This window comes from Clostridium sp. (assembly GCF_022482905.1).
Taxonomy (GTDB): Bacteria; Bacillota; Clostridia; order Clostridiales; family Clostridiaceae; genus Clostridium_B.
This window is the reverse complement of record NZ_JAKVOI010000001.1, coordinates 2,665,647-2,680,915: the sequence shown is the minus strand read 5'-3', so window position 1 is coordinate 2,680,915 and position 15,269 is coordinate 2,665,647. Positions and strand designations below refer to the sequence as shown.

At 37.4% G+C, this 15,269-nt stretch carries 18 protein-coding genes, 1 pseudogene and 1 riboswitch; of the genes and pseudogenes, 16 read left to right on the top strand and 3 right to left on the bottom strand.

The window, feature by feature from the left end:
* Window positions 1-113 precede the first annotated feature (113 nt).
* The 7 genes and pseudogenes from LKE46_RS13105 to LKE46_RS13080 all read left to right on the top strand — a co-directional run bounded on the left by LKE46_RS13105 (window position 114) and on the right by LKE46_RS13080 (window position 6,074).
* Entirely contained in the window at window positions 114-722 is a 609-nt protein-coding gene (locus LKE46_RS13105) for a lysozyme inhibitor LprI family protein (protein ID WP_291723119.1), read from the top strand.
* Window positions 723-1,011: 289 nt separating this feature from the next.
* Complete coding sequence (locus LKE46_RS13100; protein ID WP_291723116.1) at window positions 1,012-1,431, top strand: ISAs1 family transposase; 420 nt, start codon at window positions 1,012-1,014, stop codon at window positions 1,429-1,431.
* Window positions 1,418-1,717, top strand: coding sequence for an ISAs1 family transposase (locus tag LKE46_RS13095; protein ID WP_291723112.1), 300 nt, complete (start codon window positions 1,418-1,420; stop codon window positions 1,715-1,717). The genes LKE46_RS13100 and LKE46_RS13095 overlap by 14 nt, the downstream gene beginning before the upstream one ends.
* Before the next feature lie 121 nt (window positions 1,718-1,838).
* A pseudogene (locus LKE46_RS17755) lies at window positions 1,839-2,162 on the top strand (ISAs1 family transposase); the annotation flags it as partial.
* 332 nt (window positions 2,163-2,494) lie between these two features.
* Window positions 2,495-2,623, top strand: a riboswitch (cyclic di-AMP (ydaO/yuaA leader).
* Window positions 2,624-2,785: 162 nt separating this feature from the next.
* The gene (ablA, locus tag LKE46_RS13090; RefSeq protein ID WP_291723110.1) at window positions 2,786-4,072 is read left to right on the top strand and encodes a lysine 2,3-aminomutase; all 1,287 of its coding nucleotides are present in this window, start codon (window positions 2,786-2,788) and stop codon (window positions 4,070-4,072) included.
* Window positions 4,044-4,904 carry a putative beta-lysine N-acetyltransferase gene (gene ablB, locus LKE46_RS13085; protein WP_291723106.1) on the top strand — a complete coding sequence of 287 codons (861 nt, stop codon included), beginning with the start codon at window positions 4,044-4,046 and terminating at the stop codon, window positions 4,902-4,904. Before ablA ends, ablB begins: the two co-directional genes overlap by 29 nt.
* A gap of 168 nt (window positions 4,905-5,072) precedes the next feature.
* Window positions 5,073-6,074 (top strand): hypothetical protein, encoded by a 1,002-nt coding sequence (locus LKE46_RS13080; protein ID WP_291723103.1) that lies wholly within the window; start codon window positions 5,073-5,075, stop codon window positions 6,072-6,074.
* Window positions 6,075-6,287: 213 nt separating this feature from the next.
* Here the strand turns inward: LKE46_RS13080 and LKE46_RS13075 are convergent, their stop codons facing one another.
* Window positions 6,288-7,220, bottom strand: a complete 933-nt coding sequence (locus tag LKE46_RS13075; protein WP_291723100.1) for a helix-turn-helix transcriptional regulator — start codon at window positions 7,218-7,220, stop codon at window positions 6,288-6,290.
* 120 nt (window positions 7,221-7,340) lie between these two features.
* Between LKE46_RS13075 and LKE46_RS13070 the strand changes: the two genes are divergently transcribed.
* From LKE46_RS13070 to LKE46_RS13030, 9 genes are all read left to right on the top strand, one after another.
* Window positions 7,341-7,859, top strand: coding sequence for a cysteine hydrolase family protein (locus LKE46_RS13070; RefSeq protein ID WP_291723096.1), 519 nt, complete (start codon window positions 7,341-7,343; stop codon window positions 7,857-7,859).
* A 105-nt stretch (window positions 7,860-7,964) separates the two neighbouring features.
* A complete protein-coding gene (locus tag LKE46_RS13065) occupies window positions 7,965-8,600 on the top strand; it encodes a TetR/AcrR family transcriptional regulator (RefSeq protein WP_291723094.1) in 636 nt (211 codons plus the stop codon).
* A complete protein-coding gene (locus tag LKE46_RS13060) occupies window positions 8,597-8,965 on the top strand; it encodes a hypothetical protein (RefSeq protein ID WP_291723091.1) in 369 nt (122 codons plus the stop codon). The genes LKE46_RS13065 and LKE46_RS13060 overlap by 4 nt, the downstream gene beginning before the upstream one ends.
* 188 nt (window positions 8,966-9,153) lie before the next feature.
* Window positions 9,154-9,861 carry a LytR/AlgR family response regulator transcription factor gene (locus LKE46_RS13055; protein WP_291723088.1) on the top strand — a complete coding sequence of 236 codons (708 nt, stop codon included), beginning with the start codon at window positions 9,154-9,156 and terminating at the stop codon, window positions 9,859-9,861.
* Window position 9,862: 1 nt separating this feature from the next.
* Complete coding sequence (locus LKE46_RS13050; protein ID WP_291723086.1) at window positions 9,863-10,978, top strand: hypothetical protein; 1,116 nt, start codon at window positions 9,863-9,865, stop codon at window positions 10,976-10,978.
* A complete protein-coding gene (locus LKE46_RS13045) occupies window positions 10,864-11,160 on the top strand; it encodes a GHKL domain-containing protein (protein WP_291723083.1) in 297 nt (98 codons plus the stop codon). The genes LKE46_RS13050 and LKE46_RS13045 overlap by 115 nt, the downstream gene beginning before the upstream one ends.
* 113 nt (window positions 11,161-11,273) lie before the next feature.
* Complete coding sequence (locus tag LKE46_RS13040; protein WP_291723080.1) at window positions 11,274-11,966, top strand: ABC transporter ATP-binding protein; 693 nt, start codon at window positions 11,274-11,276, stop codon at window positions 11,964-11,966.
* Entirely contained in the window at window positions 11,932-12,951 is a 1,020-nt protein-coding gene (locus tag LKE46_RS13035; protein WP_291723078.1) for an FtsX-like permease family protein, read from the top strand. The genes LKE46_RS13040 and LKE46_RS13035 overlap by 35 nt, the downstream gene beginning before the upstream one ends.
* A complete protein-coding gene (locus LKE46_RS13030) occupies window positions 12,908-13,411 on the top strand; it encodes an FtsX-like permease family protein (protein ID WP_291723076.1) in 504 nt (167 codons plus the stop codon). Before LKE46_RS13035 ends, LKE46_RS13030 begins: the two co-directional genes overlap by 44 nt.
* Before the next feature lie 11 nt (window positions 13,412-13,422).
* Here the strand turns inward: LKE46_RS13030 and LKE46_RS13025 are convergent, their stop codons facing one another.
* Both LKE46_RS13025 and LKE46_RS13020 read right to left on the bottom strand, forming a co-directional pair.
* The gene (locus LKE46_RS13025; protein ID WP_291723074.1) at window positions 13,423-14,406 is read right to left on the bottom strand and encodes a sensor histidine kinase; all 984 of its coding nucleotides are present in this window, start codon (window positions 14,404-14,406) and stop codon (window positions 13,423-13,425) included.
* Between the two features lie 104 nt (window positions 14,407-14,510).
* A complete protein-coding gene (locus tag LKE46_RS13020) occupies window positions 14,511-15,218 on the bottom strand; it encodes a response regulator transcription factor (protein ID WP_291723071.1) in 708 nt (235 codons plus the stop codon).
* Between the last annotated feature and the right edge of the window lie 51 nt (window positions 15,219-15,269).

Sequence of the window (15,269 nt, the reverse complement as noted above, 5' to 3'; positions counted from 1 at the left end):
AAGGTACATTAGGGAAGTCAGAATGGCTTCCCTAAAAATTTTGTATACTTGTATTAACGCTATTTTAAACATATCCCAATGTAATTATAAATAAAATCAAAAGGGGAATACTAATGAAAAATAAAAAAATTGTACTTTTTATTATCATGGCATTATTAATACTTGCATTAGTAGCATGTACAAAAGGCAGTAAAGAAAATCAAAATTACGTAAGTGAGCCAAAACAAAATCAGCGAGCAGAAAATAGTCTGGACAAAGTTGATAATTCAAATAAGAAAGGCTTGTCAGATTTAACAAATGGAATAAAACAAAATGATAATATTCAGAAGGATAATACAATAACAAAAGTAGAGGAAAGAAGAAAAGAATTTTTAGGAAAATTAGATAATATTCAAAAAGAACTTGATGATTTACCGGAAAAGAAGGATTCAGATTCTGGGATAACAAATGCTATGAAGAGTTATTACGGAAAATCTTATGATATGTATGATAAAGCATTAAATGAGATTTATGCCTTACTAAAAAAAGAGTTATCTCCAGAAATAATGAAGAATTTAAAAAATGAACAAATTAAATGGATAGAATGGAAAGAAGATATGGCAAATAAAGAAGGGTTAAAATATAATGGAGGAACTTTTGAAAATGTTGCATATTATATGTCTTTATATAATTCAACAAAGAAAAGATGTTATGAATTAGTTAATAAATATATGACAAATTAAAATATATTTATTATTTGATATATTTTAGCAAGCACACAAAAAGAGAGCGTTCATAGATTTGTGTAAAATATAATAGATGAGACAGAATTTGTTTGAAAATTGTATAGGATTATGCTCCTGTAGTAATTTCTATTTTTTGGAAAATAACTATGAATATGTATTTATACACATTCATAGTTCTGCCTGCTTGTTCCCAGCAATTTTGCCCACGGCAAAAGCATGAAGGAATGATTGTCCAATGAATAAATTACCACTAAAAATTAAAGTCCTGTTATGAAGGTTATTGAATATGGTAGTAAAAAAATATAAGGGAAGCTTTTTTGAGCATTTTAGTGTAATCTATGATATAAGACAGGAAGGTAAAGTTAGGCATAAGCTTATAGATATCATTTTTATTGCAGTTGCAGCGACAATATGCAGCTGCAATGATTGGGAGGACATTGAAGCCTGGGCAATTAAAAGAGAGGATTGGCTAAGGAAGTACCTTGAACTGCCAAACGGCATACCAACACATCATACAATTGAAAGAGTATTAAATTTAATAGATCCCAAACAGTTTGAAAGATGTTTTGTGCTCTGGATGAGAGAAGTAACAGAGATTGAGAATAACACGATAATAGCAATCGACGGAAAAACAATGCGGGGAACAGAAAACAAAAGGAATAATAAAAAGGCAGTTCATATAGTAAAAGTGCATGGGCAGCAGTAACAAACTTATTATAGGGCAGGTAAAGACAGATGAAAAAAGCAATGAAATTACTGCAATACCTGAATTACTTGATATGCTGTTAATAAAGGGCAGTATTGTTACAATTGATGCAATGGGATGCCAGAAAGATATTGCAGAAAAGATTGTAAGAAACAATAAAGCAGACTATGTCCTGGCACTTAAAGAAAACCACAAGGTTTTATACAATGAGGTAGAAGAATATTTCAAAGATGTGAAACGAGAGAAGGTAAAGGATGAAAAAATTGAGTGCTGCCGCACTATGTAAAAATCCCATGGCAGAATTGAAGAAAGAATCTTTTACTATTCTACTGATATATCATGGATGGAAGCTAAAAATGAGTGGAGAAAATTAAATGGCATAGGTATGGTTATTTAGAAAGTGTGAAGAAAATGGCAGAAAGACAGAGGAGTGTAGATACTATCTGGGAAGTATCAAGGATGTAAAAGATTTCTCACAAGCAGCAAGAAAACATTGGGGAATTGAGAGCACCCATTGGAACCTGGATGTAACTTTTAGAGAAGATGAAAATAGGAACAGAACAGGAAACAAACCGCAAAACATTGGACTACTAAAAAGAATTGCTCTTAACTTAGTAAAAAAAGATGAAGAAAGATATCCTAAGAAAAGCTTGAAATCCAGAAGGTTTCAGGCATTGCTTAGTCTGGAATATCTTGAATATATATTATTCATAAATTTTAGACATATGTAAGAAAATTTAAAAAGAGTACAAATTTATAGACTGGATATATCCATCAAGGACTATCCGGTTTCGAATGAGGTTTTCTTTTAAATGAGTAAAGGTCTAAGCTCTGGCCCGCTTCTTACACCAGCTCACAGTAATACCAGAGTATATTTCAGGGGAAATATGGCATATCTCATATATAAATACTGCAAAGGTATTTTTTAAAAAATTCTTGTAAGAGAATTTTGGAAGGAGATGGGTTCATGCTTTTGCCGTGTGTTTGGATATTTGTGCATTTGACATGTATATGTTAAAGTGTTATGATTATGTGTATAACAATAAATGTGAAAAATGTTACAATGTTACTAGCGCTTAATCAATTTGAACGGGAAAACCAATTTTGGGGTGAATCCTGCTGTAGGCAGGTAGGGTTAATTTCTTCGATCCGAATCCGTCAGCTAATCTCGTAAGCGTTGAAGGGAAGTTTTTGGTATACACGAATTTGTATTTTTTGATATACCTTTGAATTATGGCTTTATAAGCTGCGGAGACTTCTCTGCAGCTTATTGTTTTTTGATTATCCAGCAGCTTCCATGTAGCACAAATAATTCTTTATATTATATTGTTAACTTTTAAAAGGAGTGTTTGGTTTGAGAAGAAAATACTGGAATATACCACTATGGAAAGACGTCACAAAAGATGAATGGAACAGTTGGAAATGGCAGATTTCTAACAGACTTACCACATTGGAGGAACTGGAACAGGTAGTAAATCTTACTGAAGACGAAAGAAATGGAGTAAAAGCTAGTCTTAAAAAGCTAAGGATGGCAATAACACCTTATTATGCAACATTGATTGATCCGGATGACTATAATTGTCCTATTAGAAGACAAGCGATTCCCACCATAGAAGAGACCAAAATATCAGAATGTGATATAAATGACCCACTGCATGAAACTCTCGATTCTCCCGTTCCCGGATTAACCCACAGATATCCTGACAGAGTACTCATCCTTGTTACTGAAAAATGTTCTATGTACTGCAGACACTGCACAAGAAGGCGGTTTGCAGGGCACGATGATAATTCTCTATCAAACAATGATATATTAAGAGCTATAGAATATGTAAAAGCTCACAGCGAAGTTAGAGATGTATTGATATCCGGCGGTGATGCACTGTGTATTTCAGATGAGAAGCTTGAATTTATATTAAAGGAGATAAAAAAGATAGATCACGTTGAAGTCATAAGAATTGGAACCAGAGTACCAGTTGTCATGCCTCAGAGAATAACCAGCAGTTTGTGCAGAATGATAAAAAAATATCATCCGGTTTGGATTAACACACATTTTAACCATCCAAACGAGGTAACCGAAGAATCAATGCTGGCCTGCAAGATGCTTGTTGATTCAGGAATTCCCCTTGGAAATCAATCAGTACTTTTAAAAAATATCAATGACTGTCCTTATATTATGAGAAATCTTGTACAGAAATTAGTAAAAAACAGAATAAGACCTTATTATATATATCAATGTGATCTATCCCAGGGTATTGAACATTTTAGAACATCAGTTTCAACCGGCATAGAAATCATGGAGCTTTTACGCGGTCATACCTCTGGATTTGCAGTACCCACTTTTGTGATTGACGCTCCAGGCGGCGGTGGAAAAATACCTGTAGGTCCCCAGTATTTGATCTCACAGACACCTGAAAAATTAATACTCAGAAACTATGAGGGTGTATTGTGTACTTATACTGAGCCATCCGATAAAAGCCACCACTGCAAACATTGTGGACTATGTCAAAAATTTAAGAAGACTAAACGTGAAGGCCTGGAAAAATTGTTTAGAAATGAGAGAGTATGTTTGACTCCCAGCAATAATGCAAGAATGGAAAGGAGAAGACAATATAATGAGTGCAAGCAGTTGTCAGCTAAATAATTATTATATCAAAATAGATAAGGATAAAATATGTGTGGACTACACCAACAGTCGTGTAAAAATAATCAAATTTTACACTATGTCAGTTCAAAATATAAAAAGACTTATTCATTTTGTTTCAAGACAGCGTCTTGGAAAAATCATATGCAACTGTGATATTGAATATCTGGATAATTTTACTAAGGCAGGTTTTGAATTGGAAGGTAAAATAGATGGCTATTTTAAAGGTAAGGATGCATTTTGTATGTCCTATTTCATCAACAAAAACAGAAGACTCTATAGTGAACATTCTAAAGAGGACCTGATTTTAAGACAGAGCTTGAATAAGAAGGACACTTTTATCTATAAAAGCAGCAATTTCAACTACCACATAAGAAATGCAGCGGAAAGTGATATAAAGAATATGATAAAATTATTTTCCCAGATATTTTCCACTTATCCCTCTGAAATTTTCAATGAAGATTATCTGAGAAACACTTTGAATAAAAAAGTCCTATATAAGGTAGCTGTGGACAATGACAGCAGAATAATCGGCATAGCTTCAGCAGATCTGGATAGAGAAAATTTGAATGCAGAAATAACCGACTGTGTCACTCATCCACATTATAGGAATAAAGGCATACTGTCTAATATAATCTATTCCCTGGAATTGGAGCTTAAGAAAATGGGATTTATAACCCTATATAGTCTGTCCAGAGCAATCCATCCTAGTATTAATCTTGTACTCAGCAAGCAAGGCTATACATTCAGAGGAAAACTTATAAATAATTGCAATATATGCGGTGGTTTCGAGAACATGAATATTTGGGTAAAAAACATCAATAATATCTGAAATTTACAGGACAATGTGTAGATACTTAACTGTTCAATAAGCAGAGAAAAGCCAAAAATTTTCTCTGCTTATTTTTTACAATACAAAATATCACTGATAAGAGCCTGCACCGGTGAACTTTCAAACTATACCGTAGACACATCCTTTGTCATAAAGGACGGCACCAATGTGGTGTATTCCAGCAGTGATCTGTCCAAATACGATATATCGAATAAGTCAAAGGAGGATACAAATACAATTTACAACGGCTCAAAGAAAGCTGAAAGCTATTACTATATAGACAAAAATACCATAATAAATAAGCCCCAAAAATCTTCCTCTTATTCCGTAACTAATTTTACAAACGGCACAAACTGGAATATGGCAAATCCTTTTGATGAAGACAGGGCTTCCGATTTTGAAAAGATAGCAGATGCCATTGTGGGAAATCTAAAAGATTCCGTTGCAGTCAATGTAAAGCAGGATGGATCCAGGGAGCTTTCGGGATCCTTGAACAACACCCAGGTACCATCACTTATAAATGCACTGGTATCCTTTCAATTCAAAAATTTATTTGGAGGAAATGCTGCTGTCAGTTCCTCCGGAGAAGAAAAAACTGATGGCAGATTCAATGTTCCCAGACTCGCGGACAATATATTTGTAAAAAATATCAAGGGAACTGTCACCACAGACAAGAACGGGTTGATCAAAACCGTACTTGGATCAGGAGTTCTTTCAGGTACCGATAAAAACAATCAAAATCACAATTTGACCTTTGAACTGCTGCTGAAAATAGATGACATTAACTCAACTGCAGTTAAAAAACCTGATCTTTCAGGTAAAAAAACAATAGTGCAGACCGCCAACTCCTCGAACCCGGACAAATTGTCCAACCCTGAAAAATACCTTGGAAAATACGTCCAGAATATAACAATTGAAAAAGATGGAAAGTTTATAAAAATAGGTGAGGCCACGGTGACTATTGAAAAAATAGATAACAGTACCATAAGCGGAATTTACGAAACAAAATATATAAGCGGCTATGAAGACGGAAATAAGAAACTGAATTTCAGTGGTAATTTTGACAAACAAAACGGCGGTGGTAATTTCGACGCAACTATTACTGCAACCGGGGATCCAAAGGAAACTGCAAAAGGCCATTTTTATTTAATCCAAATTATGCAAATGTGAACTTTTATCTGGAGACAAATGCCCCTGTTAATTTTGATTCCCAGTACGATAAGGTATTCGACTAATACAAAATATCAAAGTTCAAAGAATAAATATGAAAGGTGAAGACTATCAATGCTCTGCTGGCAAAAGTATGTCTAATCTAAGTTGATGAATGGTTAAAGGCTTATCAATATCTGCTTTTTCAAGCATTCTTGATAGCAAAACAAAGTTCTAGTTTTCGTATAAGGTAGCTATATCATGTATTCTACGCTTCATTTCTGTGCGGATATGTAACGGCTCTAAACACTCGCATTTATCCCCAAAACTGAAAAGAATATTGTAGTAGTATTCGTTCTCTATGAAAGGAAAACTAACAATGTAATGCTCATCACCGTCTGGCAAAAAGTGTTCATAAGTGCAATAATCAAGTACCCTGTCCATGACAGATTTATGAATACGAATTTTGATTTTTATTTGCATAGTTGTCAAAATATCAGTAAAATCTAACTGCGGTTTTTGATAATCTCGTGGCGTAAAAAATTCCTCTTGTATTTGTAGGTTTGATGTGCGGGATAGTTTGAATAAGCGAAAATCATTTCTTTTATGGCAATACCCTTGCCAATACCAATGACTACTTTTCAATACAAGCTGATACGGCTCGGCTGTTCGTGCGGTTTTATTTCCGTAGCGGTCTGTATATTCAAAGGTCAGTAGCTTACTTTCCTGTAAAGCTGTTTTGATAATTCCTAAATATGGTTGTATGTTCCTGTTGCCCATCCACGGACTTAAATCTATATATATTTGATTTGCTTTTAATTCAATGTCTTTCGCTCTATCGGCGGGGATAAAACTTTTGACTTTCGCAAGGGCGTTTACCAGTTCATCACCTCGTATCATGTTAGAAAGACTGGAAAGCCCCATCAAGATAGCGGAAAGGTCGGCAGTCGAAAAAACCTTTCTATCAATCTTGTATTTCTGCATGATTTCAAAGCCGCCGCCCACTCCCGGTGCCCCGCGAACAGGAATACCCGCCATGTTTATAGTGTCTATGTCGCGGTAGATTGTGCGGGGTGAAACTTCGAACATATCTGCTAACTCCTGTGCGCCTATACGCTCTTTATCAAGGAGTATCATAATAATGCTAACAAGCCTGTCAACTTTCATCTGATAGCCGCCTTTCAAAATTTATTTTTATCATTATAGATTGTTGCCATAATGTTGTCAACAATTACATGTTACAATAAAAAAGTAAACAAATCAATCTACCTATCAGGAGGAGACACTATGCAGAAAAAAGCCTTAGTAATAATTGATATTCAAAATGACATAACAAAGAATTACAAGGGTATTATTGACAATATCAATAAAGCTATTGATATTGTCAATAATAATATTCATGTTATTTATATAAGGCATGAAAATTTATCAGCCGGCACGAGGACTTTTAAACCCAATACATATGGATCTGAATTAGCTTCAGACTTGAAAATAGTATCAAAAAATGTTTTTACAAAATACAAAGGAAACGCATTAAGTAGTGAAGAATTTACAGACTTTATTAGTAAAAATGAAATATGTGATTTCTACATAACAGGAGCAGATGCTGTTGCTTGTGTTAAATCAACCTGTTATAATTTACGCAAAGCAAATTATAGCGTTAATGTATTATCAGATTGCATTACAAGTTATGATAAAAGGAAAATTGACGAAATGCTGCGCTATTATGAAAGTAAAGGCAGTAAAATCATTAGTTTAAATGACTTGTTACCTAATCACATCTTTGAAGCACAGAAACATTACTGAACTCAGTCAATGAAGAAGGCCGACTAGCCTTTCTTGACAAGTGAGCAGCTGTTCACTATAATAATGGTGAACGACTGCTCACAATATTTATTGATGGAGGTTATTATGCCAAAAAACAAAACACGGGATACAAAGGAAGTTATTTTGACAGTTGCACTAAAATTGTTTTCTGAAAGAGGTTATGATGGGGTTGGTATCCGTGACATATCAAAAGAAATCGGAATACGGGAGAGCGCTCTTTACAAGCATTATAGCGGAAAACAAGACATTTTCAACTCAATTCTCAAAGACATTGAGCGTCGTTATCAAGAGGAAGTTTCTACTTTTATTCCCCCTGAAAGCATGGCCAATATTCTCTCAGGAGAAAGTGATGTAAGGGAGGAACTATTCCGTATTAGTGTTACAATGTTTCAGTTCTATCTTAAAACAGAGTATGGTTCGCAACTGCGTAGAATGTTGACAATGGAACAGTATAGAACTTCGGAGGCAGGCAAGTTTTTCAGGGAATTGATAATAGACAAGGGCTTAGATTATATATCAGGCGTGTTCACTAATTTAATAAATGATGGAGTTTATGTTGATGCTGACCCAATGGTAATGGCCTTGCAGTTTTATTCACCTTTGTATTTGCTGTTATCAAAATATGACAATCAGCCCGAAAAATATGAAGAAGCTTTATCTTTTTTAGAAAAACATATTACGATGTTCAATAAAATCTATTTAAGGGGCGATAAACAATGAAAGGAATTGGAATATTGCTGGCAGAGTGGTTTATAACCAGCCTGATTGTTTATGCAGGACTATCTGGCAAACAAATATTATTCATTAATGGGCCGAGAGCGGCTGTTATTACTTTGGGCGCAATTGGATTTGCAATGTGCATGATTATGCCAACAATCGGCAAATTTATCAGCAATGCACCGGCTCACCCGCTCACCATCATGGGATACATCTTTGGGACAACCGCATTACTTACAACAGCAACACAAATATTCAAATGGAAAATCCCCATACTTTATGATCCCAAAATTGCGCTTTTTGTAGTTGCTGGCTGCATTGTCATAAAGTCGATTATTGGTAGGTTTGCACTATTGATAGTTAAATAAATAGCTGAAAATAGGGCGATTTATGAATATTGAAGCGCGTTATTATTCAAAATCAGGTAATACAAAGAGAATTGCAAATGCTATTGCTAAACAAGCAGGGGTATCCGCTGTAATAATTTATTGATACTATTCGGTTAACCGTATATAATAATATAAAAGATATAGAAAATGAAAAGGCGGTGCAAATTATGCGGATTGCGATTTGTGATGATGAGGTTGCTGTATTGTCATCATTGTCTGATTTTATAAATAAGACGTACCGCGATATTAATTTGCTCACAGAACAATATTCATCGGGGGAAACGCTCATAAGGGCCATAGAAAAACAGGGGATGTCTTATGATCTGCTTTTTCTTGACATAGAAATGGATGACATTGATGGAATTCAAGTTGCAAAAAAGGTTCATGCACTTTTAGCGGATATGTATATTGTGTTCATCACTTCCCATGACGAATTTGCCATGACTGGCTATGAAGTATCGGCATTTCGTTTTCTGACCAAGCCGATTCAACCCCAGAAGTTGATTGAAGCGATCACAGCGGTAAAAAAGGAATTGCTGAACCAAAAAACAATTCATGTGGAGAGCAAGGACAAAGAGGCTGTCTTAAAAGTTAAGGATATTTTGTATATTGAGGCACAGGACAAGAACGTAAAAATTGTTCAGCAGAAACAGTCTTATTATGACCGCAATAGAATTGATTTCTATACACATCTTTTAGGTTCAAATGATTTTTACAGGGTACACCGCAGCTATTTAATCAATCTGCGATATATCAAATTTATTGACAGTCTCGACGTCCTTATGGTAAACGGAGATTCCATTCCCATTAGCAGACTGAGAAAAAAGCAATTTGACGAAGCGTTTCATACCTATATGAAACGAACAGCGAGGTAATATGATGGTAGTTGCATTAGTGGTATTGGAAATATTAGCTGCCGTATTTGACACGTTATCGGCAGGTGCACTTGTATTTCTTTTCGTCAGCCCCAAAATTCCACCGGACAAAAAGAACATTGCAATGGCAGCATTTTTTATCACACTGGAATGCGTGTGTCTGGTAAATGAAGCTATCATCGCATATGGTATAAGTTGCTTTGCTTTTATAGTAATTCTTGCGGGTGTAAATGAACCGGATCGTCGATTAAACAGTATAGTTATTGCCGCGTTTCTATGGGTGCTGAGAAGTCTCCCCGCCAGCAGTGCAGCACTCCTTGCGGGAACAATGGATATAAAACAATCTATCATTTCAAGTGGAGAAATTACATTTTACGCTTTGATAATCGGCAATCTTGTAATGGATTGCGTAATTATTGCAGCAGCCTATAAGTACCGCAAATATGCTCATAGAATACTCTTTAGCTATATAGAAATTCTGCCTGCGTTTCTCTTGTGGACGATAGCCATGTTTTTGAACCCGTTTATGTGGGTAAATTACAGGATTGAAAATACCGGAATCCAGCTTTATATCTCGGCCTGTTTTTCCGCGGTAGTTGTTATTGCAGATGTCCTTTATTTTATTTCACTTTGGAAAAGTAAAACGACAGATTATTTTAAACAGTTGGAACAGCGTAATCAGCAGTATATTGAACAGGAATTGCAGTATTTTGAGATGTACAAGAAAAACCAGGAGGACATCCGAAAATTCCGGCACGATATAAAGCACCATATTACCCGGATTGAGCAGCTCTGCGAAACAGGGAATCTTTTGAAGGTTCAAGAATATCTGGGCCATGTACAGGGGAGTTGGGAAAACATGACGAAAGCTCTTTTCTATACAGGTGATGATAATGTGGATGCAATTTTGAACGCAAAAGTTCCTCCAATGCAAAGGGCACAAATTAAATTTAAATTGTCTGGGGCGTTTGGCAGAGCCTTATCAATTTCCACTTTCGATATATGTACGATTTTGCAAATGCGTTGGATAATGCCATTGAGGCCAATCAAAAAGTTTCCGGTGAAAAACATCGGTTTATTTCGCTTTCCATCAGCAGAAGCGATTTCTACTACATGATCTCCATGGAAAATCCGATGATGGCTGATCTTCCCTATACCGGACAGACAACAAAACAAGACCGGTTGAATCATGGATTTGGCCTGCGAAGCATCCGGGATAACGTGGAACAGAACGGGGGCATCATGACCATTACAACAGAAACCGGGCTGTTTCGTTTGGAAATTATGCTTCCAATTTAACATTTGGCTCTCCTGTAGATACATCTGGCGACACATTTTAAATGTGCCTCCTTTTTTATGCTATTATTTTCACAGTTACAGGAGTAAAGAATAAAAAAGGAGGTAACACAGAAATGTTATCTGATAAAATAATTATAGCTGAAAATCTGTGTAAAGATTTTAACGTCAGGCAGGACGAAACAGTTCCCATACTTCGTAATATTAATCTTTCTATTGCATCAGGCAAAATGACGGGTATCGTTGGCCCGTCCGGCTCAGGTAAATCAACCTTGCTGTATTGTCTGGCAGGTTTGGAGCCGGTATCCTCCGGCACAGTGCAAGTGTTGGAAGAAAATGTTGCGAAGATGAGCCGCGCTCAATCAGCAAAGTTTCGTAGAAGCCATTTAGGATTTGTGTTTCAGTCCTATAATTTGGTGCCATCAATAACAGTAGAAGATAATCTTAAACTGCCGTTTACATTACGCGGCAGGAAATATCCTCGTGCTGCCGCTTCGCAGACATTGCAGAGGCTGAATATTTCTAAATTGCTGAAGAAGAATGTGACATTATTGTCCGGCGGCGAACAGCAGCGCGTCGCACTGGCACGAGTTTTGATTGCAAATCTGCAAGTTATTTTTGCAGATGAGCCAACTGGCGCACTGGACACAGAATCAGTTTCCCGTGTCGTAAGTGAACTAAAGAAAATTGCGGCGCAATCTGATCATGCAGTTGTAATGGTTACACACAGTCCTGAGGTTGCAGCTCAATGCGATGGGGTAATTCAAATGCGTGATGGGAAATTATATCTGTCAACGAAGGGCAGGTGAGGATCTGATGCGCGGCTTAATAAAAGATTTCAAAGATGCTCCTGTGGTATGGGGCGGAGTGTTTTTACTGCTGGCTGTGGTACAGATTTTGATTCCTACCATGCGGATTATGATGTCAAATGCTGCAGCTTCACGGGGGAATATAGTTTGGGGCGAAAAAGCTGGATGGTTTGTGGGCTCGATGAGCGGATTGACCTATCCCGTAACATTGTTTGCTGGTGTACTGGTTATCATGATGGTGGTATCAGCTTCCATTCAACAACGTCGAAGTGATTTGGCACTGTTTTCCCTGCAGGGGGCCACACCAATGCAGTTGACTTTGCGGACATGTGCGCAGGTATTGCTGCTGGATGTGTCAGCAAGCGTGGGTTCTCTTTTTTTTTCGCCGCAGCTGGCTCGTTTACTGTTCTCTTTCTTTGCGGTACAACTTGAAGCTCCCGGACTTCCGTATGCGGCTGTTGGAATCTCTCGTATGTTACTGTCCTGGAGTTATGGTATAGGTATCGGATTTGTTGTCGCAGTGGTAGGAGCATTTTTAACAATTCGTACAGTTTCCCGTATTTCTCCGGTTGAGGCATTACGCCAAGCAGCCAGCACTCCCAAAACAGTAAGCCTTCCAAAACGTGTATTGGCATTAGCTGCATTGGCAGGGAGCATTGCTGTCGTTACCTGCAGCATGTTTATTACAAAACATGTGAATATTGAACAGATACAACAATTATCCTTTTCCACATTATCTCCGCTGTTTTATTGCTGCGTGTTGGCTGCTGTCCTGTTTGTTGCAGCTATCTGTTTTGCTGGCCCTGCTGTCCTGGCAGGGACTGTCCCGTACATGGACAGCAGTCCTTCCGTTTCATTTGCCGTCATGGCGTATCGCGTGTGGGCAGGCAGTGTCTCGTGCCCGCAGGTCGACGTCTACTGTTATTCCGCTGGTTGCCGGAATGATTTTAGTGATGTCATATACAGGACTGACACAGATTTTTAGAGCAACACTTGTGATGATGCCGAGAAATCTTGCCGCCGAGTGGGAAGTACCCGGATTCGTTAGAATTCTTGCATTGCTTGGACCGGCGTTATTGCTGGTATTAACAGGTGTATTGGCAGGGTATCTCATATCAACTTACGGGCGGGGACTGGATCTGGCATTGCTGTCCGTGGCCGGCGCGGAACCGCGGCAGCTTTCTATGATTGCTGCCTTTGACGGACTGATAACAGCCGTAACAGCAGCGGTGCTTGCTTTTATAGCAAGTATGTTGGTGACTTCCATATTTGCGGTTGGTATGTATAAAGCACTTGGACTGGTTGGTTTCGCAGTGCCGTGGAAACAATGGCTGTTCATATTGATTGTGCTTTTGCCGGTTTCAACAGGCATTTCTTGGCTGACTGTGCGCCGCTCACTTCAAGAATCTCCGGCAGCTTATATCGCCCGGTACAGCAGCGAATGATAACCCACAAGTTAAATATCTGAATAAGGAGGAAGTTTAACAGTTATTTTTGTGCCGCAGTTTATCTTGCTTTTTACACTGATAGTTCCATGGTGGGCAGTAATAATCTGTTTTACAATGGTCATGCCGAGTCCTGTACTTCCTGTTGGAGAATCTGTAGAAGTACCTCTGTAGTAGCGGTCAAACATGTGATTTATATCGTATTCATTCATTCCGCTGCCATTATCACAGATTTCTACTTCAACATAAGATTCACGGCTTAATTTCACAGTGACTGATGTATCTTCCGGGTTGTGTACTACTGCATTTACTAACAGATTTGAAAATGCCCGTTTCAGTAATTCAGCATCACCCGAAACGAATAACTCTTTTTCTTCCCCTGTCATCTCAAAATGATTTTTCTTTGCAATGGGCATATTCGCTGTTTCTGCCGTCACTCTGCGAACTAATTCCGATAATTCTATCTTTTGGAGATTCATCTTTAGACCTGTAAATTCATCCATACGGAACGCCGTACCCAGATCGTTGATAAGTTCCTCTATATGAGCAGATTTATCGCTGATAATCTGTAGAAACTCTTTCTTTTCTTCCAGACTCCATTTGTGTTTATCGGATAAAAGCATATCCGCATACCCTGAAATATAGGATAGCGGTGTTTTTAAATCATGTGTAATTCCAGCCGCCCAGGTTCGGCGCATTTCGTCAAATTCTTTTCGCTTTTTTTCGTTATGCTGTAAAATATCAGACAATGTTTTCAGATTATCATACACTTCTCTGTAAAGTCTTTTTGAGAAAAAACTCAAACGTATTCTCTTTCCGGGTAAGTCCAGATATTCACCTCTTGACAATTTTTGTATATTCATCAAAATATCCACTAGAGGGCGTGCAACGTAATAACCATAAAACAGACAGTAAGACAATCCGATAAAAATTGTCACCCAGGCAAGAATTGCAATTTCTGTCTCGTTTTGTGACTGGTGTTGTAGTACCAGCATCCAGTAAATCCCCGGGATTCCCATTAATAACCAGAGTAAAATCTGATGTACTATGAAATTGATGGTAAAACGGACTGTCAAACGTCCATTGGTAAGATCTACTTTCATATTTGCCCACCCTCCGAAAATGAGAATTTATATCCAATTCCACGGATATTTATAATGTAAGAGGGGTTCTTCAAGTCTGGTTCCACTTTTTTACGTAATCGGTTAATATGCACTTTTACAGTTTGTTCATCTCCCATACTTTCATACCCCCATACATTTTCATATAACTGTCCTGCGGTAAACACCTGATTTGGGTGTTCCACTAAAAACAGCAGCAATTCAAATTCTTTCGCCGGACAGCTTATTTCCCTGTTATCCACAAGAAGTTTTGCTTCTTTCTTATTTACAGTGACAGTGCCGAAATGATAGATCTCCTGCTTCATTGAATTTTGCCGGTACTGTTTCATCCTCCTGAACTGTACGTTGATTCTTGCAGCAACTTCTAGAGGATTAAAAGGCTTAGTAATATAATCATCTCCGCCTATACCGAGGCCTGTTAATTTGTCTAAATCACCGGTTCGGGCAGTGAGGAAAAGAATTGGCATAAATGTATGCTGGCGGATTTTCTGACACAGCTTGAAGCCATCAATATCCGGCAGCATAACATCCAGTACAATTAAATCATAGGTATTTTTCATGATTTTTGTCATAGTTTCTTTCCCTGTTGAAGCACTGTCGATGTTTGTGTAACCTTCTTTGTGTAAGATGGTTTTCAGCATTTTTATGATTCCAAGTTCATCATCAACAAGTAATATTCTCTGCATAGTCACCTGTTATATCCCCTTTCTGCATTTCCTGCACTTTAATTTTCATTA